This window comes from Streptomyces odontomachicola (genome assembly GCF_039605595.1).
In the GTDB taxonomy this organism is placed as follows: Bacteria; Actinomycetota; Actinomycetes; order Streptomycetales; family Streptomycetaceae; genus Streptomyces.
Map to the genome: position 1 here is coordinate 58993 of NZ_JBCFOK010000004.1, position 23674 is coordinate 82666.

At 72.8% G+C, this 23674-nt stretch carries 23 protein-coding genes and 1 riboswitch; of the genes, 11 read left to right on the forward strand and 12 right to left on the reverse strand.

Annotated features, from left to right (window positions below; genetic code table 11):
• Positions 1-154 precede the first annotated feature (154 nt).
• The 3 genes from ABEE00_RS08005 to metE all read right to left on the reverse strand — a co-directional run bounded on the left by ABEE00_RS08005 (position 155) and on the right by metE (position 4468).
• Positions 155-1003 (reverse strand): siderophore-interacting protein, encoded by an 849-nt coding sequence (locus ABEE00_RS08005; protein ID WP_345744589.1) that lies wholly within the window; start codon positions 1001-1003, stop codon positions 155-157.
• Between the two features lie 84 nt (positions 1004-1087).
• Positions 1088-1993 carry a 5'-3' exonuclease gene (locus ABEE00_RS08010; RefSeq protein ID WP_345744968.1) on the reverse strand — a complete coding sequence of 302 codons (906 nt, stop codon included), beginning with the start codon at positions 1991-1993 and terminating at the stop codon, positions 1088-1090.
• 177 nt (positions 1994-2170) lie between these two features.
• Positions 2171-4468: a 5-methyltetrahydropteroyltriglutamate--homocysteine S-methyltransferase gene (metE, locus tag ABEE00_RS08015; RefSeq protein ID WP_345744969.1), complete on the reverse strand. Its 2298-nt coding sequence runs from the start codon at positions 4466-4468 to the stop codon at positions 2171-2173.
• 74 nt (positions 4469-4542) lie between these two features.
• Positions 4543-4766: riboswitch (cobalamin riboswitch) on the reverse strand.
• Between the two features lie 371 nt (positions 4767-5137).
• On the opposite strand from metE, the gene ABEE00_RS08020 reads away from it, so the two are divergent.
• The gene (locus ABEE00_RS08020) at positions 5138-5878 is read left to right on the forward strand and encodes a helical backbone metal receptor (protein ID WP_345744590.1); all 741 of its coding nucleotides are present in this window, start codon (positions 5138-5140) and stop codon (positions 5876-5878) included.
• Here ABEE00_RS08020 and ABEE00_RS08025 read toward each other — a convergent pair.
• The 3 genes from ABEE00_RS08025 to ABEE00_RS08035 are packed head-to-tail and all read right to left on the reverse strand — an operon-like array spanning position 5826 to position 9608.
• The gene (locus ABEE00_RS08025) at positions 5826-6974 is read right to left on the reverse strand and encodes an SLAC1 family transporter (RefSeq protein WP_345744591.1); all 1149 of its coding nucleotides are present in this window, start codon (positions 6972-6974) and stop codon (positions 5826-5828) included. The two genes, ABEE00_RS08020 and ABEE00_RS08025, sit on opposite strands and share 53 nt — an antisense overlap.
• Before the next feature lie 56 nt (positions 6975-7030).
• Positions 7031-8440, reverse strand: a complete 1410-nt coding sequence (locus ABEE00_RS08030; protein WP_345744592.1) for a uracil-xanthine permease family protein — start codon at positions 8438-8440, stop codon at positions 7031-7033.
• 7 nt (positions 8441-8447) lie between these two features.
• A complete protein-coding gene (locus ABEE00_RS08035) occupies positions 8448-9608 on the reverse strand; it encodes an arylsulfotransferase family protein (RefSeq protein ID WP_345744593.1) in 1161 nt (386 codons plus the stop codon).
• A gap of 167 nt (positions 9609-9775) precedes the next feature.
• Here ABEE00_RS08035 and ABEE00_RS08040 point away from each other — a divergent pair, with 167 nt between their 5' ends.
• Together ABEE00_RS08040 and ABEE00_RS08045 are read left to right on the forward strand one after the other, a co-directional pair.
• Complete coding sequence (locus tag ABEE00_RS08040) at positions 9776-10378, forward strand: helix-turn-helix domain-containing protein (protein ID WP_345744594.1); 603 nt, start codon at positions 9776-9778, stop codon at positions 10376-10378.
• Positions 10347-11321 (forward strand): LysR family transcriptional regulator, encoded by a 975-nt coding sequence (locus ABEE00_RS08045; RefSeq protein ID WP_451918518.1) that lies wholly within the window; start codon positions 10347-10349, stop codon positions 11319-11321. Before ABEE00_RS08040 ends, ABEE00_RS08045 begins: the two co-directional genes overlap by 32 nt.
• Positions 11322-11344: 23 nt before the next feature.
• On the opposite strand, the gene ABEE00_RS08050 is transcribed toward ABEE00_RS08045, so the two are convergent.
• Together ABEE00_RS08050 and ABEE00_RS08055 are read right to left on the reverse strand one after the other, a co-directional pair.
• Positions 11345-11506 (reverse strand): hypothetical protein, encoded by a 162-nt coding sequence (locus ABEE00_RS08050; protein WP_345744596.1) that lies wholly within the window; start codon positions 11504-11506, stop codon positions 11345-11347.
• Positions 11490-11735: a hypothetical protein gene (locus tag ABEE00_RS08055; protein WP_345744597.1), complete on the reverse strand. Its 246-nt coding sequence runs from the start codon at positions 11733-11735 to the stop codon at positions 11490-11492. Before ABEE00_RS08055 ends, ABEE00_RS08050 begins: the two co-directional genes overlap by 17 nt.
• A 236-nt stretch (positions 11736-11971) precedes the next feature.
• Here ABEE00_RS08055 and ABEE00_RS08060 point away from each other — a divergent pair, with 236 nt between their 5' ends.
• The 3 genes from ABEE00_RS08060 to ABEE00_RS08070 all read left to right on the forward strand — a co-directional run bounded on the left by ABEE00_RS08060 (position 11972) and on the right by ABEE00_RS08070 (position 13308).
• A complete protein-coding gene (locus tag ABEE00_RS08060) occupies positions 11972-12811 on the forward strand; it encodes a helix-turn-helix domain-containing protein (protein WP_345744598.1) in 840 nt (279 codons plus the stop codon).
• Positions 12811-13023: a DUF397 domain-containing protein gene (locus tag ABEE00_RS08065; RefSeq protein WP_345744599.1), complete on the forward strand. Its 213-nt coding sequence runs from the start codon at positions 12811-12813 to the stop codon at positions 13021-13023. Before ABEE00_RS08060 ends, ABEE00_RS08065 begins: the two co-directional genes overlap by 1 nt.
• Before the next feature lie 75 nt (positions 13024-13098).
• Positions 13099-13308, forward strand: a complete 210-nt coding sequence (locus ABEE00_RS08070) for a DUF397 domain-containing protein (protein ID WP_345744600.1) — start codon at positions 13099-13101, stop codon at positions 13306-13308.
• Positions 13309-13712: 404 nt separating this feature from the next.
• Here the strand turns inward: ABEE00_RS08070 and ABEE00_RS08075 are convergent, their stop codons facing one another.
• The 3 genes from ABEE00_RS08075 to ABEE00_RS08085 form a co-directional block, all read right to left on the reverse strand.
• Complete coding sequence (locus ABEE00_RS08075; RefSeq protein ID WP_345744601.1) at positions 13713-14426, reverse strand: gamma-glutamyl-gamma-aminobutyrate hydrolase family protein; 714 nt, start codon at positions 14424-14426, stop codon at positions 13713-13715.
• The gene (gene eat, locus ABEE00_RS08080) at positions 14419-15891 is read right to left on the reverse strand and encodes an ethanolamine permease (protein WP_345744602.1); all 1473 of its coding nucleotides are present in this window, start codon (positions 15889-15891) and stop codon (positions 14419-14421) included. The genes ABEE00_RS08075 and eat overlap by 8 nt, the downstream gene beginning before the upstream one ends.
• Positions 15892-16012: 121 nt before the next feature.
• A complete protein-coding gene (locus ABEE00_RS08085) occupies positions 16013-16735 on the reverse strand; it encodes a FadR/GntR family transcriptional regulator (RefSeq protein ID WP_345744603.1) in 723 nt (240 codons plus the stop codon).
• Positions 16736-16892: 157 nt separating this feature from the next.
• Here ABEE00_RS08085 and ABEE00_RS08090 point away from each other — a divergent pair, with 157 nt between their 5' ends.
• The 5 genes from ABEE00_RS08090 (at position 16893) to ABEE00_RS08110 (ending at position 22164) form a co-directional block, all read left to right on the forward strand.
• Positions 16893-18266 carry a glutamine synthetase family protein gene (locus ABEE00_RS08090; protein ID WP_345744604.1) on the forward strand — a complete coding sequence of 458 codons (1374 nt, stop codon included), beginning with the start codon at positions 16893-16895 and terminating at the stop codon, positions 18264-18266.
• A 51-nt stretch (positions 18267-18317) separates the two neighbouring features.
• Positions 18318-19751 (forward strand): aldehyde dehydrogenase family protein, encoded by a 1434-nt coding sequence (locus ABEE00_RS08095; RefSeq protein ID WP_345744605.1) that lies wholly within the window; start codon positions 18318-18320, stop codon positions 19749-19751.
• Positions 19748-20539, forward strand: coding sequence for a 3-oxoacyl-ACP reductase (locus ABEE00_RS08100; RefSeq protein ID WP_345744606.1), 792 nt, complete (start codon positions 19748-19750; stop codon positions 20537-20539). Before ABEE00_RS08095 ends, ABEE00_RS08100 begins: the two co-directional genes overlap by 4 nt.
• 105 nt (positions 20540-20644) lie before the next feature.
• Positions 20645-21940 carry an HAD family hydrolase gene (locus tag ABEE00_RS08105; protein ID WP_345744607.1) on the forward strand — a complete coding sequence of 432 codons (1296 nt, stop codon included), beginning with the start codon at positions 20645-20647 and terminating at the stop codon, positions 21938-21940.
• A gap of 29 nt (positions 21941-21969) precedes the next feature.
• Positions 21970-22164 (forward strand): DUF2510 domain-containing protein, encoded by a 195-nt coding sequence (locus tag ABEE00_RS08110; protein ID WP_345744608.1) that lies wholly within the window; start codon positions 21970-21972, stop codon positions 22162-22164.
• Positions 22165-22212: 48 nt separating this feature from the next.
• Here the strand turns inward: ABEE00_RS08110 and ABEE00_RS08115 are convergent, their stop codons facing one another.
• Positions 22213-23427 (reverse strand): amino acid deaminase/aldolase, encoded by a 1215-nt coding sequence (locus ABEE00_RS08115; RefSeq protein ID WP_345744609.1) that lies wholly within the window; start codon positions 23425-23427, stop codon positions 22213-22215.
• Positions 23428-23674 lie beyond the last annotated feature (247 nt).

Below are 23674 nucleotides of genomic sequence, written 5' to 3' on the forward strand. Positions count from 1 at the left end.
GAGCGGGGTGGGTGGGCCTCGCGGCTGGCGGTTCCGGTGTGCCCACCCGTTCCGCCCCGCGGAACGACTGCCCACACCCTCGATGGGGTGGGCAAAGCCCCGGAGTTCCGGGGCCCACGCCTCCCGGCGGGGGGCGCCAGCCCCCCGCGCCCTCTTACGCTGCCTGCTCCTGCTCCGCTTCCACCGCCGCGTTCCAGTCCTTCTTCGAGGCCTGCCAGCCGTCCTCGTTGTGGCCGAGGCGCCAGTAGCCGGAGATGGAGAGCTGGTCGCGGTCGATGCCGCGCTCCAGGCGGAGGTGGCGGCGGAGCTCCTTCACGAAGCCCGCCTCGCCGTGCACGAACGCCTGGACGCGACCCTCGGGGAAGTCCAGCGACCGTACGGCGTCGATGAGCTGACGCCCCACCGGGTCCTCGCCGCGGTGCAGCCAGCGCACCTCGACGCCGGCCGGAACGGTCAGCTTCTGCTCCTCCTCGGGGCCCGCCACCTCGATCACGGCGTGCACCGGTGCGCCGTTCTCCGGGACGGCCTCCAGCGCGGCGGCGATCGCGGGCAGCGCGCTCTCGTCGCCCGCCAGCAGGTGCCAGTCGGCCTCGGCCGAGGGCGCGTACGCGCCGCCGGGGCCGAGGAAGAGGACCTCCTCGCCGGGGCGGACGTTGCGCGCCCACGGACCCGCCACGCCCTCGTCCCCGTGCACGACGAAGTCCAGCCACATCTCGCGCGCGGCGGCGTCGAAGTGCCGGACCGTGTACGTGCGCTGCACCGGCCACTGGTCGCGCGGCATCTCGGCGCGCACCTGCTCGATGTCGAAGGGCTCGGGGTAGGCGACGCCCTCCAGCGGGAAGAGGATCTTGACGTAATGGTCCGTGTACTCGCCCGCCGGGAAATCCGCGAGGCCCTCGCCGCCCACGACGACCCGCACCATGTGCGGGGTGAGCCGCTCGGTGCGTACCACCTGCGCGCGGTGGAGCTGGGGCTTCCTGCGGGCCTGACGGCGGTCTGCCACGGTGGCCTCCCTGGGTCGAAGGGGGTGGGGGGTGGACCCGGCACCGCGGGCGCGATGTCGGTTAGGTGAACCTAACCTAACAGCTTATGCCGTAAGAGCGGAGAGGAGGCGGTCGAGAGATCCGCCGAGTCCCCAGCGCTCGTCGAGGGCGTTGAGCGCCTTGGGGTCACGGGGTTCCCGCGGCAGCGCCGCCTCGAAACCGGGCAGCTCCACGTCCCGCGCGACCCGCACCACCTTCGGCGCGGCCTCCAGATAGGCGCCGGCCTCGGTGAGCTTCTTGCGCTGCGCGGGCGTCAGCTTCGACGCGGGGTCCGCGGCGGCCGCCACGATCCCGGACAGGTCGCCGTAGGTGTCCAGCAGCTTGGCCGCGGTCTTCTCGCCGATGCCGGGGACGCCGGGCAGCCCGTCGCTGGGGTCGCCGCGCAGCAGCGCGAGGTCCGCGTAACCGTCGCCGTCCACGCCGTACTTGGCGTGCAGCGCGGCGCCGTCGAACACGTCCAGATTGCCGACGCCCTTGAGCGGATACAGCACGCGCACCCCGCGCGCGTCGTCGATGAGCTGGAACAGGTCGCGGTCCCCGGTCACGATGTCGACCGGTCCCGCGGCGCGGGTGCTGAGGGTGCCGATCACGTCGTCGGCCTCGTACCCCTCGGCGCCCACACGCGCGATGCCCAGCGCGTCGAGCACCTCCTCGATCACCGGGACCTGCGGCGCGAGGGTGTCCGGCACCTCCTCGGCGTCCGCGCCCCCGGGGACCTCCTCGGCGACCCTGTGCGCCTTGTAGGAGGGGATCAGGTCCACTCGCCACTGCGGTCGCCAGTCGGCGTCCATGCAGGCCACGAGGGAGTCGGGGCGGTGGTCGCGCACCAGGCGCGCGATGAAGTCCAGCAGTCCGCGCACCGCGTTGACCGGGGTGCCGTCCGGGGCCTTCACGGACTCGGGCACACCGAAATAGGCGCGGAAATAGAGCGAGGCGGTGTCCAGCAGCATCAGACGCTGCCGCGCGGCGGGAGCCGCCGAATTCGTCGAAGTCACGGCCCGATGATGCCGTACGGGTCCGACAACGCGCTGCGCACGGGGCACCCCCTGGCGCAGAGCCGCGGCCAACGCGGTCTGCGCCAGGGGGTGTTCGCGACGCCCGGGGAGTCCGTGCGCGTGGGCGTTGCGTCAGTCGAGGCCGGCCCTCACCGCCCTGGCCGCCTCCGTCATGTGGGACAGCGCTTCTTCGACCTGCTCCGTGGAGCGGGTCTTCAAACCGCAGTCCGGGTTCACCCACAGCCGGTCCCGCGGTACGGCGGCGAGTGCCCGGCGCAGCAGCCCGGCAATCTCCTCCGTGCCCGGTACACGGGGCGAGTGGATGTCGTACACGCCGGGCCCGGCCTCCCGCGGATAGCCGGACTCCGACAGCTCGGCGGCGACGGCCATGTGCGAGCGCGCCGCCTCCAGGCTGATCACGTCGGCGTCCAGCGCCTCGATCCCGCCGAGGATCTCGCCGAACTCCGCGTAGCACATGTGCGTGTGGATCTGGGTGTCGGCGCGGACGCCCGAAGTGGCCAGCCGGAACGCCTCGGTGGCCCACTCCAGATAGGCGGGCCTGGCCGCGGCGCGCAGCGGCAGCAGCTCCCGCAGCGCCGGCTCGTCCACCTGGATCACGGCCGTGCCCGCCGCCTCCAGGTCGGCGACCTCGTCCCGCAGCGCGAGCGCCACCTGCCGCGCCGTCTCCGCGAGCGGCTGGTCGTCGCGCACGAAGGACCAGGACAGCATCGTCACCGGGCCGGTCAGCATGCCCTTCACCGGCTTGTCGGTGAGGGACTGCGCGAAGCGGGTCCACTCCAGCGTCATCGGCCCGGGCCGCGAGACGTCGCCCGCGAGGATGGGCGGGCGGACGTAACGCGTGCCGTACGACTGCACCCAGCCGTGCTGCGTGGCCAGATAGCCCGAGAGCCGTTCCGCGAAGAACTGCACCATGTCGTTGCGCTCGGGCTCCCCGTGCACCAGCACGTCCAGGCCCGCGTCCTCCTGCACGGAGATCACCTCGCGGATCTCCTCGGCGATCCGCGCGTCGTACTCGGCCCGCGTCAGCTCGCCCTTGCGCAGCCCCGCGCGCGCCCGCCGCAGCGAGCCGGTCTGCGGGAACGAGCCGATCGTGGTCGTCGGCAGCGGCGGCAGCCGCAGCCGGGCACGCTGCGCGGCTGCCCGCTCCGGGTACGACTGCGCCCGGCGGGAGTCCTCGCCGGTCACGGCCTCCGTACGGGCGCGTACCGCGGCATCGCGTACGAGGGAGGAGCCGGCGCGGGAGGACAGCGCCGCCCTGCGCGCCGAGAGCTCCCCGCTCACCGCGCCGCGGCCCTCGGTCAACGCCTTGGCGAGCAGGGCGACTTCGGCGCACTTCTGGCGCGCGAAGGCCAGCCAGCGCGCCACCTGCGGGTCCAGATCACGCTCCAGGGTCACGTCGAGCGGCACGTGCAGCAGCGAGCAGGACGGGGCCACGTCGAGCTGCCCTGCGAGGCCCAGCAGGGTGGCCAACTGGCCGGTGAGCCGTTCCAGATCGGCCGCCCACACGTTGCGCCCGTCGACCACCCCGGCGATCAGGCGCCGGCCCGGCAGCCCGCCGGTGTGCGCCAGCGCCTCCAGGTTGGCGGCTGCGGGACCTGTGAAGTCCATGGCCAGGCCCTCGACGGGGGAGTCCGCGAGCACCCGCAGTGCGTCGCCGAGCCGGTCGAAGTACGAGGCGACCAGCAGCTTCGGGCGGTCGGCCGCGGCGCACAGCTCCCGGTAGGCGCGGGACGCGGCGTTGAGCACCGCCTCGGGCTGCTCCTGCACCAGCGCGGGCTCATCGAGCTGCACCCATCCGGCGCCGGCCGCGCGCAGGTCGGCCAGCACGGAGGCGTACACCGGGAGCAGCCGGTCCAGCAGCGTCAGCGGGTCGAAGTCGGGGTCGGTGCCCGGGGCGGGCTTGGACAGCAGGAGGAAGGTGACCGGGCCGAGGAGGACGGGCCGCGCGCCGCGCCCCTCGCGGCGTGCCTCGGTGAACTCCTGCGCCTGCTTGCGCGAGTCCGGCGCGAAGGTGCTGTCCGCGCTCAACTCAGGGACCAGGTAGTGGTAGTTGGTGTCGAACCACTTGGTCATCTCCAGTGGTTCGGCCTCGGCCGTGCCGCGGGCCATCGCGAAGTACGCGTCCAGCTCGCCGAGCCCCTCGGTGGCCTTGCGGTGCCGCTCCGGGATCGCGCCGGTCATCCACGCGGTGTCCAGCACGTGGTCGTAGAGCGAGAAGTGGCCCGTGGGGATCTCCTCGATGCCCGCAGCGGCCTGTTCGGCGCGGGCCTCGGCGCGCAGCTCGGCCGCGGCCTCCAGGAGCTGGGGTCGGGAGACGTCGCCGTGCCAGTAGCCCTCGACGGCCTTCTTGAGCCGGCGGTGTGCGCCCTGCCGCGGATAGCCGTGCGAGGTGGCGTGCACCCGGGACACACGTGACGTGCGTACGTCGGTCACGGAACTCTCCTTCGCGAGTCCTCGTCGATGAGCCGCACGGCCGCCAGGCTGCGGACGCACGGGCAGCGGCAGGTATTCGGACTCGCGGGCACGCCCTCGTGGCTGCTGCCACCGGGCTCCTACTGGCCGTCGCTTCCCGGGCGCCGTGCGCCCAGTGCCTTTGACGGCGGTCGTTCCCGCTCACCGCTGCGGGGCAGTTCCGGTTTCCCACCGGATTCCCTCTTGCGTCCCCCCGCCTGGCGGGCGGGGCGAACCGGCTGCGTCGGCCACCCTAGCCCGACACGGGGCGCCCGCCGCAACACCCGAGCGCGCCTGAGCAGGGCGGAAGCGGGCAACTCCATTTCCCCGCGCGGAAATTCGGATGACGGCGCACACATGCCGCCCGTACCTTTTAGAACGTGCAGGAAAACGCGCCGCCCGGTACGGGGAGGCGGGCGGCGAGAACGGGGGTTTCCATGGGATTCAACGAGGTCGAAGCGCTCTGACCTGGGAGTGAGCGGGCTCCAGACGCCTGCTTTCGGGGTGCTCTATTTCTCTTCCGCCGCGCGGCGGCGGCATGCGGAAATCATTCGTCAATTCAACTCGGGGGAGTTATGTTCCACGACGACCGCCACACGACTTTCTGAGCCGATGTACGGTGCCGGTATGCCAACCACCGGCACCGTACAGCGCGTTGTGTCCCTCGTTCCCTCGCTCACCGAGGCCGTCGCCGCCACCGCGCCCGGACTGCTCGTCGGGGCCACGGACTGGTGCAGCCACCCCGCGGACCTCGACGTCGCCCGCGTACGCGGCACCAAGAATCCGGACCTGGAGCGGATCGCGGCGCTCGCCCCCGACCTGGTGCTGGCCAACGAGGAGGAGAACCGCCCGGCCGACCTGGAGGCCCTGCGCGCCTCCGGGGCCGAGGTGCTGGTCACGCAGATCCGCTCGCTGCCCGAGGCGTTCACCGAACTCGACAGGATGCTGACCAGTGGCTGCGGGCTCCCGCGCCCCGCCTGGCTGGACGAGGCCGAGGACGCGTGGCGCGATGCGCGGGCCGAGTTCGACGTGCGGGCCGTCGTGCCGATCTGGCGCAGGCCGTGGATGGTGCTGGGCCGCGACACGTTCGCGGGGGCCGTGCTCGCCCACCTCGGGGTGCGCAATGTGTACGAGGAGCATGCCGAGCGGTATCCGCGCATCCCCTTGGAGGAGCTGGCCGCGCCGGGCCGCGCCGATCTGGTGGCGCTGCCCGACGAGCCGTACCGCTTCACGCAGGACGACGGCCCCGAGGCGTTCCCCGGGCTGCCCGCAGCGCTGCTCAGCGGCCGCCATCTGACCTGGTACGGGCCCTCGCTCAGCTCCGCGCCGCAGCAGCTGTGCGCGGCGCTGCGAGCAGCGCTCCGCTGAACAGCCCGCGCACGGTGCCGGCGGCCGCCGACAGCCACGCGACGGCCAGCAGCGCGTAGAGCAGCACCGCGAGCCAGCCCAGTGCCTCAAGCCCGGTGTGCCGCCCGAGCGTTGCGGCGCCGGTCACGCACGTGCCGATGGGGAAGGTGAACGCCCACCACGTCATCGCGAACCTCATCCCCTGGGCCCGCGCCCGCACCACCAGGGCCGCGGCCAGCGCCAGCCACAGGAGCGCGAAGCCCAGCACCGGCACCCCGTACAGCACGGAGGCCGAGGCGAAGGTGCCCGGCGCCGCGTCCGCGAGGTTGCCGAGCGCCGTGGTCGACTGGCCGAGCGGGCCCAGGACCAGGAACAGCGTGGGCGTGAGGGCGGTCGCGGGCGGGCCGTTGTGCACCAGGGAGGTGAACACCGGCGGCAGCACGAGCAGCGTCGCCAGCAGGCTCATGCCGAACAGCGCCAGGCAGCCCAGCTCCATCGCCAGCCGCGCCTGGCCCGCGGGCAGATGGGGGATCAGCGGGGCGCCGACCGCAGCCGACACCATGGGCGCGACCACCGGCAGCAGCCACACAGGCGAGGCCGTGCCCGGTTCGACGCGGTGCCGGGCCACCATCAGGAAGGGCACGGCGGTCGCGGCCAGCACGCCGGTCGCGGTGCCCAGCGCCCACAGCACCGCGTCGATCACGACTGCCCCCGGCACGCCGACCGCCGACGCGGCACCGCCGACGGCCAGTTCGGCCATCGCCAGGCACCCGTAGAAGGGCGCCACCGCCGGGTCGAGCAGGTGCTCCCGCGCCCGGTCGGTGTGCCGGAACCAGTGCGCCGTACGGGCCGCGCCCAGCACCGCGAGCAGCGCGGCCGACAGGGCCCAGACGGCGGTGAGCACGGGCGCGGGTATCGGCAGCGGGAGGGCGCTGCCCCCGGTGGCGAGGATCGCGGTGCCCATCACGGCGGCGTACCAGTTGGGCCCGAGGTCCCGCACCGAGAGCCGGGGCAGGCCCCGGGGGAGCGGTGCGGAGGACGCGTCGGTACGGGATGTCGAGGACGTCGGAGGCGCGGAAGCCGAGGGCCCGGAGGCGGAAGGTGCTGCGGTCGTCATGTGCAGCACCTTCGCCCGCGTACGGGCGCGCTGCCAGGGACCACCGCGCTATGTGCTCATAGGGCGGGCTTATGGGGTGGGGTGTCGGCATCGGCGCTGGTGGGGGAGGCGCGAGCGGGTTCAGGGGCCGGACTGTCGTCCGGGTCAGGGCGCGGACCGAACCTGCCGAAGAGCGCCGCCAGCACGACCGCCGCCAGCGCCCCCGAGGCCACCCCGCTGCCGAACAGGGTCCCCGCCCAGGAGGGCAGGCCCGCGTACATCGTCGGCGCCATGATCGGCAGCAGCCCCGCGCAGAGCGCCAGCGCGACCACCGTGCCGTTGGAGCCCGCGCGCAGGTCCACGCGGCTCAGCATGCCGATGCCCATGACCGCGATCACCGCGTAGATGACGAGCCCCGCGGCGCCCACCACCGGCTCGGGTATCGCGGCCAGCGCCCGGGTCAGCGGCGTGAGCAGCCCGCACACGATCAGCAGCGCCCCGGCGCCCGCGGTCACGAACCGGGAGCGCACCCGCGTCAGTTGGACGATCCCGATGTTCTCCGCGCTGGTCACCATGAGGGAGGTGCCGAACACGCCGGCGCCGAGCGAGAGGACGGCGTCGGCCCGCGCGGTGCGGGGCACATCGCGTACCGGATCAGGAGTGCGGCCCACCACCTCGCTGTTGAGCACCGTCTGCCCGGTCGCCTCGGCCAGCGAGGCGAGCGCGAACACGAGCAGGGGGACCGCGGCCAGCAGGTCGAAGTGCGGGGTCCCGTACGGGAAGACGGCGGGCAGCCCCGCACCTTCGCCGCCCCGCATGTCGAAGCCCGTGCCGCTCAGCGCCGCCAGCGCCGTGCCGCCCGCCATTCCGAACAGCACCGACATCTGCCGCCACACGCCGCGCAGCACGAGGAAGAACAGCGCGGTCACGCCGAGCGTGCCGAACGCGAGCCCGGGGCCCGTGGCCAGCAGCGGCACCGTGATCTTGACCATGTTGACGCCGATCAGCACCACGGTGGTGCCCATGACCAGCGGAGGGAAGAAGCGCAGCAGCCGCCCGTAGAACGGCAGCACCAGCAGCAGGAACACCGCCGCGATCAGCACCGAACCGGAGGCCGTCGCCGCTCCGTGCGCCTCGGCGATCTGGAGGAAGACGGCCACCGCCGCGCCGCCGGGCAGCATCAGGAACGGCAGCCGCGCACCGACCCGGAGCGCCCGTACGCCCAGCGACTGGAGCAGCGCGCCCAGCCCGCAGAGCACCAGCGTCGCGCTGAGCAGGGCCGCCGTGCGCCCGGGCGGCAGCCGCAGGGTGGCGGAGATCAGCGCGACGGAGGACACCGGCGCCGCGACGCCGGCCAGCAGGTGCTGGAAGGCCAGCGGCAGGAGGCGTACGAGGGGGAGCCGCTGGTCGACGGGTGGTACGGGGGCGGCGGTTGGGCTTTCAGCGCCCGGCTCGGCGGAGGGCGCCGGGGTGGGAGAGGACGGCATGCCGGGGTCATCCCTTCGGTATGCGCACGACGCGGGGCGGTCCTGACGTGCCGGAGGTGTCCAGCCAGGGGAGCTCGGCGGCGGAGTAGCGGTAGGCGCGGAAGACCGCGTTCGGCTCGGCGGGGAAGAGCCTGCGCACCTCGGCCTCGCGGTAGCCGCCGAAGTAGGGGACCACGTACTCCCAGCACAGATAGCCGTCCGCGGTGATCTCGAAGAGCCGCCCTGCGGGGGAGTCGGTTACCAGCGTGTTGCCGTTCGGCAGGCGCTGCGCGCTGCCCATGAACGGCGCGAAGAACGCCTCGCGCGCCGGGTCGTGGTACTCCCACGCGATCTTCCCGCTCGCCCGCTCGACCTCGATCACGCGCGAGAACGGGACGTCCCAGCCCGGCCGGAAGACGCCGTTGTCGAAGACCAGGAAGTTGCCGTTCTCCAGCTCGGTGGGGTGGTGCTGCTGGGAGACGGTGCCGGGCTCCGTACGCCAGACCACCTCGCCCGTCTCCCGGCTGATGACGATCACAGCCGAGGCGCTGCGCAGGCTGGCGAGGATGTTCCCGTCGCGCAGCTCGGCGACGGAGTTGACCAGCGGATAGTGCTCGCGCGAGTAGTCCGGGTGCAGCGGGAACCCGCCCCGGTCCAGGTGCTCGGCCACCCGCCACTCCCAGGTCGTGCGGCCGTCCGCGTCCACCTCCTTGATGGTGTCCGCCCACACCGTCCCGTCCGGCTCCGAGCCCGGCACCCCGCCTCGTACGGCAGCGGCGTCGGCCCCGGTCAGCGGCTCCAGCGCGGCGTACAGGATCCGCCCGTCCCCCAGGTGGTTGGCGTCGTGGTGCTGCCACCTGTCCCGGTGCTCGCGCACGACCTCGCCGTCGGCCGTGACCTCCTGCATGATCCCGCCGCGGTACTTGTGCCACATGGGGAACAGCGCGGGCTCGTCGGGCAGTACGCCGTTGTAGGCGAGGTTGCCGTTGGGCAGGATGCGCGCGTGCCTGCCGGGGCGGACGGGGAAGTGCCACTCGTGCACGACCTCGCCGCGTATGTCGGTCAGATACACCTCGCCGGTGCCGGTCAGCGGCGCGAAGAGGGTGTAGCCGCCGTACGAGGCGTCCTCGTCCAGCGCGATCAGTCCCGTGCCCCGGCGTCGGCGGAGATTCTGGTCCACGGCTCCCATGTGCTGCTGCTCCCGTCACTGGCTGTCGCTGTCGTTGTTGCTGTCGTTGTCAAACTTTCTTTGATGACGTCGAAGACCTTAAGCACCGCGATAGGCTCGGGACCACGGCTGAACTGTTAAGAGCTCATGAAGCCGACGCCGGTCACCGCACGCACAGGGAGAGCGAAGTGGGTCAGCCGCAGGACGGGGACGCGCCCGCCGTCGGGCCCGGCATCCGGCGCAGGCGCCGCGCCCTGGAGCTGACCCTCGCCTCGGTGGCCGCGCGCTCGGGCCTCTCCGTGCCCTTCCTCAGCCAGGTCGAGAACGGCCGCGCCCGCCCGAGCATGAGCTCGCTCCAGCGCATCGCGGACGCGCTGGAGACCACGGCCGTCCAGCTCCTCGCGGCCTCGGCCGGACCGCGCCCGGTCGACGTCGTACGGGCGGATTCCGCAGCGGTGGAGGAGAGGGACGGCGACGCGTCGGCTGAGGGGCCCGCTGAGGGGCGGATGCGGCCGTTGGTGCGCGGCCGGCACCAGCTCCACGCGCTGGAGTTCACCGGCGCGCACGACGGGCAGCGCGTCTACCGGCATCCGAACGACGAGGTCATGTACGTGGCCGACGGCGCGGCCGAGGTGGAGGCCGGCGACTCCGTGTACCGGCTCGAACGCGGCGACACCCTCTACTGCGCGGGCGGCGTCGAGCACCGCTGGCGCGCGCTGGAGCCCGGTACCAGGGTGCTGATCGTCGGCATCGCCGATCATGTGCTGGTGGCCGACGAGCAGAGTGGGTGAGCGCGGGGTGAGCGGTGTGGGAGACGGCGGCGCGAACGGCGGGCCCGTGCCGCGACTGGCCGACCGGGTGCCGGACCTCGCCGGGCTCGAACTGCTGCTGGCCGTCGCGCGGTTGGGCAGCCTCGGGCGGGCCGCGCGCGAACTGGGCATCACCCAGCCCGCGGCCAGCGGGCGGGTGCGGTCGATGGAGCGGCAGTTGGGCGTGGCGCTGCTGGACCGTTCGCCGCGCGGCTCCCGGCTGACCGAGCCCGGCGCGCTGGTCGCGGACTGGGCGCGGCGCGTGGTGGAGGCGGCCGAGGCGTTCGACGCGGGGGCGAGCGCGCTGCGCGACCGCCGCGACTCGCGGCTGCGGGTGGCGGCGAGCCTGACGATCGCCGAGTACCTGCTGCCGGGGTGGCTGATCGCGCTGCGCTCCGAACGTCCGGGCACCGCCGTGCAGTTGCTGGCCGGCAACTCGGCCGAGGTCGCCGAGCGGCTGCGCGCGCGGGAGGCCGACCTCGGTTTCGTCGAGGGCCTGGACACGCCGTCCGGCCTGGATGGCGTGGTCGTCGCACACGACCGGCTGCTGCTGGTGGTCGCGCCGGGTCATCCGTGGGCGCGGCGGCGCGCGCCGCTCTCCGCCGAGGAGGTCGCCGGTACGCCGCTGATCCTGCGCGAGGAGGGGTCGGGTACGCGGCAGGTCTTGGAGGCCGCTTACGGGGCTTTGGCGCCGCCCCTTCTCGAGCTGTCGTCCACGACGGCGGTGAAGGCGTCGGTGGTGAGCGGGGCGGGTCCTGCGGTCTTGAGCGAGCTGGCGGTGAGCGAGGAGCTCTCGGCCCGCCGCCTCCTGGAGGTCCCCCTGGCCTCGGCTCCCTTGCACCGCGAGCTCCGCGCGGTGTGGCCCCACGCCCACCGGCCTGCGGGGCCGGCCCGCGATTTGCTGAGCCTGACCAGGGCACACTGACCGGCTCGTCCTTGTCCGTCAGGTCAGGTGGCCTCGTGCGGCTCCTTGAGGTGTCTCCGGAATCGCGGCGCGATGTCGGCCACCCGGCCGCCGTTCATGGCGGCCTTGGCGTCGGCCAGGTCCAGGGCCAGCCGCAGACAGACGTCGCAGCCCTTCACCGGCAGCAGCTCACGCGCCGGCAGCACGGCCACCACCAGCCGCTTCGCGCAGTGCCTCGGTCAGTCTCCGTACCGTCTCGATGTTCACCGAGCCGATGTCCACCAGCGGCGGAGAGCCGGTGAGCACGGTCGGGCATACCCGCATGCTCGGCAAGGTGATGCCGTTCAGGCGCAGGGCGCTGCCAAGCTCGTTCATGGCCTCGTCCGCCTCTGTCTCGTTCGCCTGCGTCGCGTTGGCCTCGGCCGGATCGCTCATGTCTCCATCTCCCGCTGCTCGTTGGGTCTCGTTCCCTCCGGCGTGCGCCGGGCAGTCGCGACCGCGCGCTCACGCTGTGCGGTCGACTGGTCACAAGGGTGGGGCATGGCTCGCTACGCTTGGGAGCGTTTTGGCGCCCAACCTGGGATTTGGGCCTGGTGGCATATGCACGGGCCGCTGACCGCTAAAAACGGACGTGTCACGACGCGTGACCAGGCGCGCGGGCAGGGGGAGTTGTGAGCGCAGAGGTGGGAGGCAGCGGTGTTCCGGAAGACGAGGAGGACCCGCGCCGCCGGTTCGCGGAGGAGTGCAGGAGCGCCCGCGAGCTGTATCCGGAGAGGGCGCTGACGCAGGGCGACCTGGCCCGGATGACGCGGACTTCGAAGAGCACGATCTCGAGGGTGGAGCGGTGCGAGGGCCCGATTCCTCCGGCGCTCCCTCCGCTTCTGGACCAAGTCTTCGCAACGGACGGGAAGTTCAAGCGGCTGCATGCGGAGATCACCGCCCAGTCCTTCCCCGCGCACGCACGGCGGCGGATCGAACTCGAGCCCCGGGCAGTCGCGATCGCGGAGTGGTCTCCCACGGTCGTACCGGGCTTGCTCCAGACTCCGGCCTACGCTTGGGCCCTCTTCCGCGAGGGCGACCCGCGAGCCAGCGACAAGGAGCTGGCCACCAGGGTCGGAAACCGCATGGCGCGGCAGAAGATGCTCGAGGGCGGCTCGCCGCCGGACACTTCTGTGATCGTCTGCGAGTCGGTCATCCGCCGGAAGGTGGGAGACGAAGCGGTCATGCGAGAGCAGTTGGCGTCGCTCTTGGAACACACCGCCAGGCCGACCACGGTTCTCCAGGTCCTGCCGTTGTCAGCGGGCACCCACGGGCTCATGGACGGCGCCATGTCGATCCTGACCACTGCGGACGGCGCTACGGTCGTCTACACCGAGGGGGTCCGGTCTGGTGCCATCATCGAAGAACCGGCAGACGTCCGGCACTTGTCGCGGTCTTACGATGTCCTCACGGCTTCCGCGCTGTCGCGTGACGCGTCCGCCCAGATGATCAGAGAGCTCATGGAGGCATAGTGACCCCGCCCGCAGACCACTCCTGGGTCAAGTCGACCTACAGCAGCCAAGACGGCGGCAACTGTCTGGAGTGGTCGCCTGCGTCGGCCGCGGCGACAGGTGTCGTCCCGGTCCGTGACAGCAAGGTCCCGGCGGGTCCCGTCCTGGCCTTTCCCGCCGGCTCGTTCGCGGGCTTCATCGCCGGTGTGAGGTCCGGCAGGCTCTCCGGCTGACCACGGAGCGCTTCCGTCCGTACTTTCCCCAAGGGAGAGCGCGCGCCTGATCGTTGAGCAGATGGAGACACTGTCGTGAAGACCGGGCCGACCCAGTGGGTCAAGTCGAGCTACAGCAGCGCGGAGGGCGGCAACTGTCTGGAGTGGTCGCCTGCGTCGGCCGCGGCGACAGGTGTCGTCCCGGTCCGTGACAGCAAGGTCCCGGCGGGTCCCGTCCTGGCCTTTCCCGCCGGCTCGTTCGCGGGCTTCATCGCCGGTGTGAAGTCCGGCGAGCTCTCTGGCTGACCGCGGAGCGCTTCCGTCGGCCTCGCGTCGAGCGAGCATCCCGACCGGCGTGCTCCTGCCGCCCCGCGAGGTTGTGGGCAGTTGTTCCGTCGGGGCGAGGGGGTACCTCCCTGCTCGGAGCGGAGCCGGAGAGCTTGGGGGAGGGTGGGCTCAACTGGACTCGCGCCCCCTGCTCCTGCGCAACCACGCTGCAAACGGGGGTTCGGGGCGCAGCCCCGTGAACGCTCGCGGCGAGCGCAGGACTTGGGTGCGGGGTTGCGGGGGCCTCGCGGCTGGCGGTTCCGGTGTGCCCGCCCGTTCCGCCCCAGGGGGCACCTCCCAGCGGTAGCTGGGGGAGGAACGCACGCCCACACCGGAGTGGGGGGGAGGCGGCGCGGCGCGCAGCGCCCACACCTTGGTGGAGGCTAGCTGGCGGCGGCCTCTACCAGCGCTCGCATCACGCGCAAGTCCTCGCCCGCCTCCGGGTGCCATTCGACGCCCAACACGAAAGCGGCGCCCTCCGCCTCGACGCCCTCCACCGTGCCGTCCTCCGCGTACGCGCATACCCGCAGGTCGTGGCCGACCTTGTCCACCGCCTGGTGGTGGAAGGTGGGAACGGGAAGCGGGTCCGACAGAATCGAGGCGAGGCGCGTGCCGGGGACCGGCTTCACCACATGGGACGCGAACACCCCCGGCGTACCGCGGTGTTCGTCCACCGAAGCGAGGTGCTGCACCAGCGACCCACCCCGCGCCACATTGAGCAACTGCATCCCGCGACAGATCCCCAGCACCGGCACTCCCCGCCGCAGCGCCGCGTCGATCAGCGCCAGTTCCCACGCGTCGCGGGCCGGCGCCGGCGGTCCCGTCTCGGGGGCGCGCTCGGCCCCGTAACACGCCGGATCCACATCGGGGCCGCCCGCGATGACCAGCCCGTCGACGCGCGAGACCGCCGCGGACGCCTCCTCCGGCGCGTCCGGCGGCAGCAGCGCTGCCAACCCGCCCGCCCGCTGCACCAGTTGGTGATACCCGGCGGGCAGCAGCGCGGCGGGCAGGTCCCACACACCCCACCGCGCGCTGTCCTCCAGATACGTGCTCACACCGATCAACGGCTTGCCCACAGCGCCCTGCCTCTCACTCACGTTCCAGCTCCGCCTCCGCCTCGGCCAGCGCGGCGAACTCCTCCTCCGGCGCCGCCGCCACCAGCCGGTGCCTGCTGTAGAGCGCGAAGTAGCCGACCGCCACCACGTACAACCCCAGCGCGATGCCCGCCGCCACCGGGTCGACCAGGAAGGTCGCGACCACCGCCGCGCACGCGAGCACGAACGCGACCGAGGAGGTCAGCACGCCGCCCGGCGTACGGTACGGCCGGTGCAGCCCCGGTTCGCGGCGGCGCAGCACGATGTGCGAGAGCGACATCAGCACGTACGAGATGGACGCGCCGAACACCGCGATGTTCAGCATCCGCGCCCCGTCCCCGGACGCGGCGGCCAGCGTGAAGCCGAGCGCGCCCGGCACCAGCAGCCCCAGGTACGGCGCCTTCCGGCGGCTGGTGAGGGAGAGGAAGCGGGGCAGATAGCCGGCCCGGGAGAGCGCGAAGAGCTGCCGCGAACCGGCGAAGATCAGGGAGAAGAAGGAGGCCACGAGCCCGGCCAGGCCCGCGTAGTTGACGATCCTGCTGAGCGTCGTCGGATGCCCGCCCGAGGCCGCCTGCAACGCCGCGACCAGCGGATTGTCCGCGTCCTTGATCGCGCTCGCGCCGCCGGCCCCCGCCGCGGGCAGCAGCGTCAGCAGGGCCAGCAGCACCAGGATCCCGATGGCCAACGCCATCGCGCGCGGCAGCGTCCGCGCCGGATCGCGGGTCTCCTCGGCCGCCAGCGGCACCCCCTCCACCCCGAGGAAGAACCACATGCCGAACGGGAACGCCGCCCAGATCCCCAGCAGGCCCAGGGGAAGCCAGGAGGAGGACCCGAACGCGCCCCGGTCCACCGGCACATCGGTGAGCGACCCCGGATCGAAGGAGCTCAGCGCGCCCACCGCGAACACCAGCAGCGCCGCCACCGCGATCCCCGTCACCACGAAGCTGAACCGCAGCGCCTCGCCCACGCCCCACAGATGGATGCCGATGAAGACCACGAAGCAGGCCAGGTAGACCGGCCAGCCGGACTCCAGCCCGAACAGGCCGAGGGATTCCACGTACCCGCCGATGAAGACGGAGATCGCGGCGGGCGCGAGGACGTACTCGATCAGGATCGCGGTCCCCGTCAGGAAGCCGCCCCAGGTGCCCAGCGCGCGCCGCGCGAAGCCGTAGCCGCCGCCGGCCGTGGGGAGTACGGAGGAGAGCTCGGCCAGCGAGAAGACCAGGCAGGCGTACATCGTGCCCATCAGCACGGTGGCGATCGCCAGCCCGCCGAACCCCCCTTGTGCGAGGCCGAAGTTCCAGCCCGCGTAGTCGCCCGAGACGACGTACGCCACCCCGAGCCCGGTCAGCAGCAGCCAGCCCGCGCTGCCCCGGCGCAGCGTGCGCCGCTCCAGATACGCGTCGTCGGAGGAAGGGGCGGAGGGGGAGGGGGAGCCGCCTCGCGCCGCATCGGTCTTTTCTGTCATGGCCACTCCTGCCAGGGGGCATTGGTGTGCCGCCATACCTTTGTGCCGCCGCACGTGCCCGCGCAACCCCCGCGACGTAAAAGGGCCGTTACGCGGAGGGCGGCCGCCGCGCTTCCCGCGCTCAGGTCAGGAACCCCCGCAGCAGCGCCGCCGTCCCCGCGCAGTGCTCCCTCATCAGCTTCCGCGCGCCCTCGGGGTCGCCCTCCAGCACCGCGTCGACCAGCGCGGAGTGCTGCGCCTGCGCGTGCTCCAGATTCCGCACGAGCAGCGGGATGCGGCCCAGGAGATCGTTCACCCGGGCCCGTACGGAGGCGTACTGCTCGGTCAGCGAGGGCGAACCGGCGAGCTCCACCAGCGCGAGGTGGAAGAGCGTGTCGTGCCGCCGGTAGTCGTCAGGCGCCGCGTCGCCGGTGGCGTCCAGCGCGGCCCGCAGCCGCTTGGCCTCGTCGTCGGACAGGCCGCGCGCCGCGACCAGTTCGGCCGCGCCGGCCTCCAGCACCTCGCGGAACCGCAGCGCGTCCTCCACCTCGTCGGCGGCCACCGGATCGCCCGCCACGGCGCTCCGTACGAAGGTGCCCCCGTACCGCCCGCGGCGGCTCTCCACCAGGCCCTGCTCGGTGAGCACCTTGAGCACCTCGCGCAGCGTCACCCGGCTGATGCCCAGCCGCTCGGACAGCTCCCGCTCGGACGGCAGGCGCTCGCCGACCGGTACGAGGCCCAGCCGGATGACCCGGAGTATCTGCTCCAGCGCCTGCTCGAAGCCGTTGCCCGCGTGCACCGGGCGCAGCACCGTGGCGACGCGGTCGTCGTCCGCCGCGCGGTAGTCGCTGCGGTTGTCGCTCATCACACCCTCTTCCGGCCCGTGTCCGGCGCGCATCCGGCCCTCCGGCAGCCCGCATCCGGCCCTCTTCCGGCGCATTCTGCGCGCGCCCTTCCCTGCCAATGGTTCGCGGGACTACCTTATGGCTTCCCGCGGACCGACAGGAGGCAGGAGACCTACCGTGGCAGACCGCACGCCCCCGCTCTCCGTCGACGAACTGCGCAGACTCGTCGACGCGGGCGAGATCGACACCGTTGTGCTCGCCTTCACCGACATGCAGGGCCGCCTCCAGGGAAAGCGGTTCGCCGCGCCCTTCTTCCTCGACGAGGTACTGGACGGCGGTGCGGAGGGCTGCAACTACCTGCTCGCCGTCGACGTCGAACTGAACACCGTCGGCGGCTACGAGATGTCCTCCTGGGAGCGCGGCTACGGGGACTTCGCCATGCACGGCGACCCCGGCACCCTGCGCCGCGTCCCGTGGAACCCGGGTACCGCGATGCTCAACGCCGACCTGGCCTGGCACGACGGCTCGCCGGTCGCCGCCTCGCCCCGGCAGATACTGCAGCGCCAGCTCGGCCGCCTCGCCGAGCGCGGCTGGAGCGCGTACGCGGGCACCGAGCTGGAGTTCATGGTCTTCCAGGACACCTACGAACAGGCCTGGGACGGCGGCTACCGGGCGCTGACACCGGTGAACCAGTACAACACCGACTACTCCATCCTCGGCACCGGCCGCGTCGAGCCCCTGCTGCGCCGCATCCGCAACGAGATGGGCGCGGCCGGCATGACGGTCGAGTCGGCCAAGGGCGAGTGCAACCTCGGGCAGCAGGAGATCGCGTTCCGCTACGACGACGCGCTCACCACCTGCGACCAGCACGTCGTCTACAAGAACGGCGCGAAGGAGATCGCCTCCCAGGAGGGCAGGGCGCTCACCTTCATGTCCAAGTACGACGAGCGGGAGGGCAACTCCTGCCACATCCACCTCTCGCTGCGGGACGAGGCGGGCCGCCCGGTGCTGGCCGACGAGGGCCACGAGGACCCGTACGGCATGTCCCCGCTGATGCGGCACTTCCTGGCCGGACAGCTCGCCGCGCTGCGCGAACTCACCCTCCTGTACGCGCCGAACATCAACTCCTACAAGCGCTTCCAGCCGGGCTCCTTCGCGCCCACCGCGGTCGCCTGGGGCCCGGACAACCGCACCTGCGCCTACCGCGTCGTCGGCCACGGCCCCGCGCACCGCCTGGAGAACCGCGTACCGGGCGGCGACGTCAACCCCTACCTCGCCGTCGCCGGAATGATCGCCGCCGGACTGCACGGGATCGAGCGCGAGTTGGAGCTGCCCGAGGCGTGTACCGGCAACGCCTACACCGGCGAGGCCGCCCACGTACCGGGCAGCCTGCGGGACGCGGCTGAGCTGTGGGAGCGCAGCGCCCTGGCCCGCGAAGCCTTCGGCGAGGAGGTCGTCGCGCACTACGGCAACATGGCGCGCATCGAGCAGCAGGCGTACGACACCGCCGTGACGGACTGGGAGCGCTTCCGGTCCTTCGAGCGCATGTAGAGGCGCGCTCTCCCCGCACAACGCCCCGTACCGAGCGAACGAGGACATCCCTTGCCGCACCCGCACGCCGAACGGGAGCCCGCCGGGCTCCCCGTCGTCAACCCGGCCACCGAGGAACTGATCACCACCGTCCCCGCCGCGACCCCCGCCGAGGTGGACGCCGCCGTCGTACGGGCAGCGGCCGCCCAGCGCGAGTGGGCCGCGCTCGCGCCCGCCGACCGTGCGCGGCTGCTGCGCCGCTTCGCGGACGCGGTGGACCAACACCTGGAAGAGCTCGCCCAGTTGGAGGTCCGCGAGGCGGGCCACCCCGTCGGCAACGCGCGGGGCGAGGCCGCCAACGCGCGCGACCTGCTGGAGTACGCGGCGGGCGGCGTCGAGCGGCTGACCGGCAGCCAGATCCCGGTCGCCGGCGGCGTGAACCTCACCTTCGCCGAACCCCTCGGCGTCGTCGCGGTCATCGCGCCGTGGAACTTCCCCATGCCGATCTCCGCATGGGGCACCGCCCCCGCACTCGCCGCGGGCAACGCCGTACTCCTCAAGCCCGCCGAGACCACCCCGCTCACCGCGCTCCGCCTCGCCGAACTGGGGCGGGAGGCGGGCCTGCCCGAGGGCCTGTTCCAGGTGCTGCCGGGGGAGGGCCCGGTGGCCGGCGCCGCGCTGGTGGACCACCCCGGCGTCGCCAAGGTCGTCTTCACCGGTTCGACCGCCGTGGGCAAGCAGATCATGGCCCGCTGCGCCGACACCGTGAAGCGGGTGACCCTCGAACTCGGCGGCAAGAGCCCCAACATCGTCTTCGCCGACGCCGACCTGGAGCTCGCCGCGGCCCAGGCGCCCGCCTCCTTCCTCGACAACACGGGCCAGGACTGCTGCGCGCGCAGCCGCATCCTGGTGCAGCGCTCCGCCTACGACCGCTTCCTGGAGCTGCTGGAGCCCGCGCTGCACGCCTTCCGCGCCGGCGACCCGGCCGACGAGGACACCGCCATGGGGCCGCTGATCTCGGCCCAGCAGCGGGAGCGGGTACGGGGATTCGTGACCGAGGACGCTCCGGCGCTGCTGCGCGGGACCGTTCCCGAGGGGCCCGGGTACTGGTATCCGGCCACCGTGCTGGAGGGCAAGCCGGACGACCGCGCCGCCGTGCAGGAGATCTTCGGCCCTGTGGCCGTGGTCCTGCCCTTCGAGGACGAGGAGGAGGCCGTACGGCTCGCGAACGCCACCGACTACGGGCTCTCCGGATCGCTCTGGACCCGCGACTCGGGGCGCGCGCTGCGCGTCGCGCAGGCCGTCGCGGCGGGCAACCTGTCCGTCAACTCCCATGCCAGCGTGCGCTATTCGACCCCGTTCGGCGGCTACAAGCAGTCCGGCCTCGGCCGCGAACTGGGCCCGGACGCGCTCTCCGCCTTCACCGAGACCAAGAACGTGTTCATCAGCACCGAAGCGCCGAACAGCACCGCACCCAGCACCGCCAGCACAGAGGAGCAGCCGTGACCAGCACCCCGCAGGACGTCATCTGCCGCCGCCTCCCCGGACGCACCGCCGTGATCACCGGCGCGGGCAGCGGCATCGGGCTCGCCGCGGCCCGCCGCCTCGCCTCCGAGGGCGCGAACGTGGTCTGCGCCGACGTGGACACCGAGCGCGGAAAGGCCGCCGCAGAGGAAACGGGCGGCCTGTTCGTGGAGACGGACGTGACCGACAAGGAGCAGGTCGAGGCCCTGTTCCGCACGGCGTACGAGACGTACGGCTCGGTGGACGTGGCCTTCAACAACGCGGGAATCTCGCCGCCCGACGACGACTCCATCCTGGACACCGGGATCGACGCCTGGGACCGGGTGCAGCGGGTCAACCTCAGCTCGGTCTACCTGTGCTGCAAGGCCGCGCTCCCGTACATGCGGGAGCAGGGCCGCGGCTCGATCATCAACACCGCGTCCTTCGTGGCCGTGATGGGCGCGGCCACCTCGCAGATCAGCTACACCGCGTCCAAGGGCGGGGTGCTGGCGATGTCGCGGGAGCTGGGCGTGCAGTTCGCGCGCGAGGGGATCAGGGTCAACGCGCTGTGCCCGGGCCCGGTCAACACCCCGCTGCTCAAGGAGCTGTTCGCCAAGGACCCGGAGCGTGCCCAGCGCCGCCTGGTGCACGTGCCGGTGGGCCGCTTCGCCGAGCCCGAGGAGATCGCGGCCGCTGTCGCGTTCCTGGCCAGCGACGACGCGTCGTTCGTGAACGCCTCCGAGTTCCTGGTCGACGGCGGCATCGCGAACGCGTACGTGACACCGCTGTAGCCCACACCTACCGCGTTGTAGCGTGCACATGTACAAACATGTATGGGCCGGTGCCGCACGCGGCGCCGGCCCCTCGCACGTGATCCGCCAGGAGAGAGGACCTCCATGCGCAGCAGAACCGCCCTCGTCACCGCGCTGGCCGCCGCCGCGGCGCTGGCCCCGGGCACCGCTGTCGCCGCGGGTCAGCCCGCGCAGGACCGGGCCCCCGCGCACGACGCCCACTGCCCCCAGCTCTCGCACCACCTGAAGTGGCACGGCGACAACCGCGACAGGCTCCAGCGCGTCATCGACGAGCGCGGCACGTGCTCGCACTCCTTCTCGCGGGGCGAGGACCGCCCGGTCGCCGCGTTCGACTGGGACAACACGATGACCAAGAACGACATCACCGACGCCACCCTGACCTGGGCGCTCCGGCACGACAAGATCCTCCGCCCGGCCCACTGGCAGAAGACCAGCAAGTGGATGACCAAGGACGCGGCCCGCGCCCTCACCAAGGCGTGCGGCACCGACGTCCCCGTGGGCGAGCCGCTGAACACCTCGGACAACACCCGCTGCACCGACGAGATCATGGAGATCCGCAGCGAGGCCAAGACCATGGCGGGCGACGACGCCTTCGAGGGCGAGTGGAACCACCGCCGCACGGTGCCCGAATACGCCTGGATTCCCCAGCTTTTCGCGGGCCACACCGAGGACGAGGTCCGTACGTACGCCTCGATCGCGCGCACCGAGGCGCTGAAGGCCCCCATCGGCAGCAAGCGCAAGGTCGGCACCCACACCGTGCCCGCGTACGTGCGCTACTACGAGCAGCAGAAGGACCTCGTGCGCACCCTGCGCGCGGCAGGCTTCGACGTCTACATCGTCTCCGCCGGCTCCGAGCCGGTCACCGAGGCATGGTCCCCGGCCCTCGGCTTCGACCGCGACCACACCCTCGCCATCCGCAGCATCACGGACAAGCAGGGCCGCATGACCACCCGCACGCAGGGCTGCGGCGACGTGGCGGACGGCCAGGGCGAGGCCATCCCGTACCGGGACGGCAAGCGCTGCCGCCTCAACGAGGACGTCTTCGGCATCCACGGCGCCGACGCCTGGAAGAAGCAGGACCCCGCGCACCGCATCGCGATCGGCGGCGGCGACGCGGACACCGACGTCACCTTCGTCTCCGACGCGACCGGCGCGCACGAGGTGCTCAACCGCAACGAGACCGAGCTGATGTGCCGCGCGTACGACAACGCCGACGGCCGCTGGGTGGTCAACCCGATGTTCATCGAGCCCAAGCCCCGCATGAAGGGCAGCTACCCCTGCGCCACCAAGGGCTGGACGGCTCCCGACGGTTCGGAGCAGCCGATGCACCGCGCTGACGGCTCGGTCGTCCGGGACCAGAAGGACACCGTCCACGGCTGACCTCCGAGGGGTCCCGTACGCTCCCCTGCATGAGCATGCCCCCGCCGCCCGGCTGGTACCCCGACCCCGGCGCCCCCGGCAGTCAGCGCTGGTGGGACGGCGCCGCCTGGTCGGTGCACACGCGCACACCCGCCGGGGTGCGGGGGCCCAGGGTGGCGGGGATCGCCGGAGCGGCCATCCTCGCCGCGGCCATCCTGGTGGGCACGCTGCTGCTGTTGCTGTGAGGGGGTCGCCGCAGGCCCTCGCCGTGAGGCGGTACGGGTCCGGCGCGGCTAGAGGAAGGTGTGCCCTTCGCCCCGGTACGTCGGCACCGTGCCGGTCACCCTGTCGTCCTCGACGAGCCGCAACTGCGCGAAGCGCTCGCACAGTTCGCCCGCCTTCGCGTGGCGGAACCACACCTTGTCGCCCACGAGCAGGTCGTCGGCCGGAGGGCCCAGCAGCGGGGTCTGCACCTCGCCCGCGCCCTCCTGCGGATCGAACCTCAGACCCGCCGGCAGATACGGGCGCGGCAGCCGGTCGCGCCCCGCCGCACCCGAGGCCGGATAGCCGCCGCCGAGCACCGTGACCACGCCCACGCCGGGCCGGCGCACCACGGGCAGCGCGAAGAGCGCGGCCGGACGGGACGTGAACGAGCGGTAGTTGTCGAAGAGGTGCGGCACGAACAGCCCGGAGCCCGCCGCCACTTCGGTCACCGCCTCCTCGGCCGCCGTGTGCTGCACGCTCCCTGTGCCGCCCCCGTTCACGAACTCCAGGTCGGGGGCCACCTGCCGCACCGCGCGCACCACGGAGGCCCGCCGCGCCGCCAGTTCGCGCCGCGCCGCCGCCTGCATCAGCCGCACGCCGCCCGACCTGAGCGGGCTGCCGGGCACCGCGTCGCCCACACCGGCCACATGGGCCTCGTACGCCATCAGCCCCACCAGCCGGAACCCCGGCCTGCGCGCCACCGACCTGGCCATCTCGGCGACCTGCGCGGGGGAGTGCAGCGGGGACCGCCGGGCACCGATGCGTACGCGGCCGCCCAGCAGCCGCAGCGAGGTGTCCAGCTCCAGGCACACCCTGATCTCCTCGGTGCCGCCGTCGCGCGCCGCGTCGATCAGCGCGAGCTGCGCGGGATCGTCCACCATCACGGTCACCGCGCGGGCCAGCTTGGGGTCAGAGGCCAGCTCCGCGTACGAGGAGCGGTCGGCCGACGGGTACGCGAGCAGCACGTCCTCCACCCCGCAGCGCGCGAGCCACAGCGACTCGGCGAGCGTGTAGCTCATCACCCCGTTGAAGCCGGGCCGCGCCAGCGCGCGCTCCAGCAGGGCGCGGCAGCGCACCGACTTGGAGGCGATCCGCACCGGCTTGCCGCCCGCGCGGCGCACCACGGCGTCCGCGTTGGCGTCGAAGGCGGCGAGGTCCACCACGGCGAGCGGCGCCTCGGCATGGGCGGTGGCCCGGTCGTAACGGGCCCGGTCGGCGGCGAGATCGATGCTGGAGTCGAACACGTCGGCAGCTTGCCAGACCCCCGCTCACCGGCACACCCCTTCGCCGCGGACTCTCCGGCGGGGGATTCGGGCGGGGGATTCGCTCGGGTTGCCGTGCGGGGCCGTTCGCACCGTAGAGTGACGCCGCACGCTGTGCGACCGGCCGGCGGCGTGTTTGTCCGATACGAACCGGCCTGCCCCGTAAGGCATTCGTGTGGGGTGGCCCTGCGCGGGGGAGGGGCGCGGATGAGCACTGACGCCGACCGCA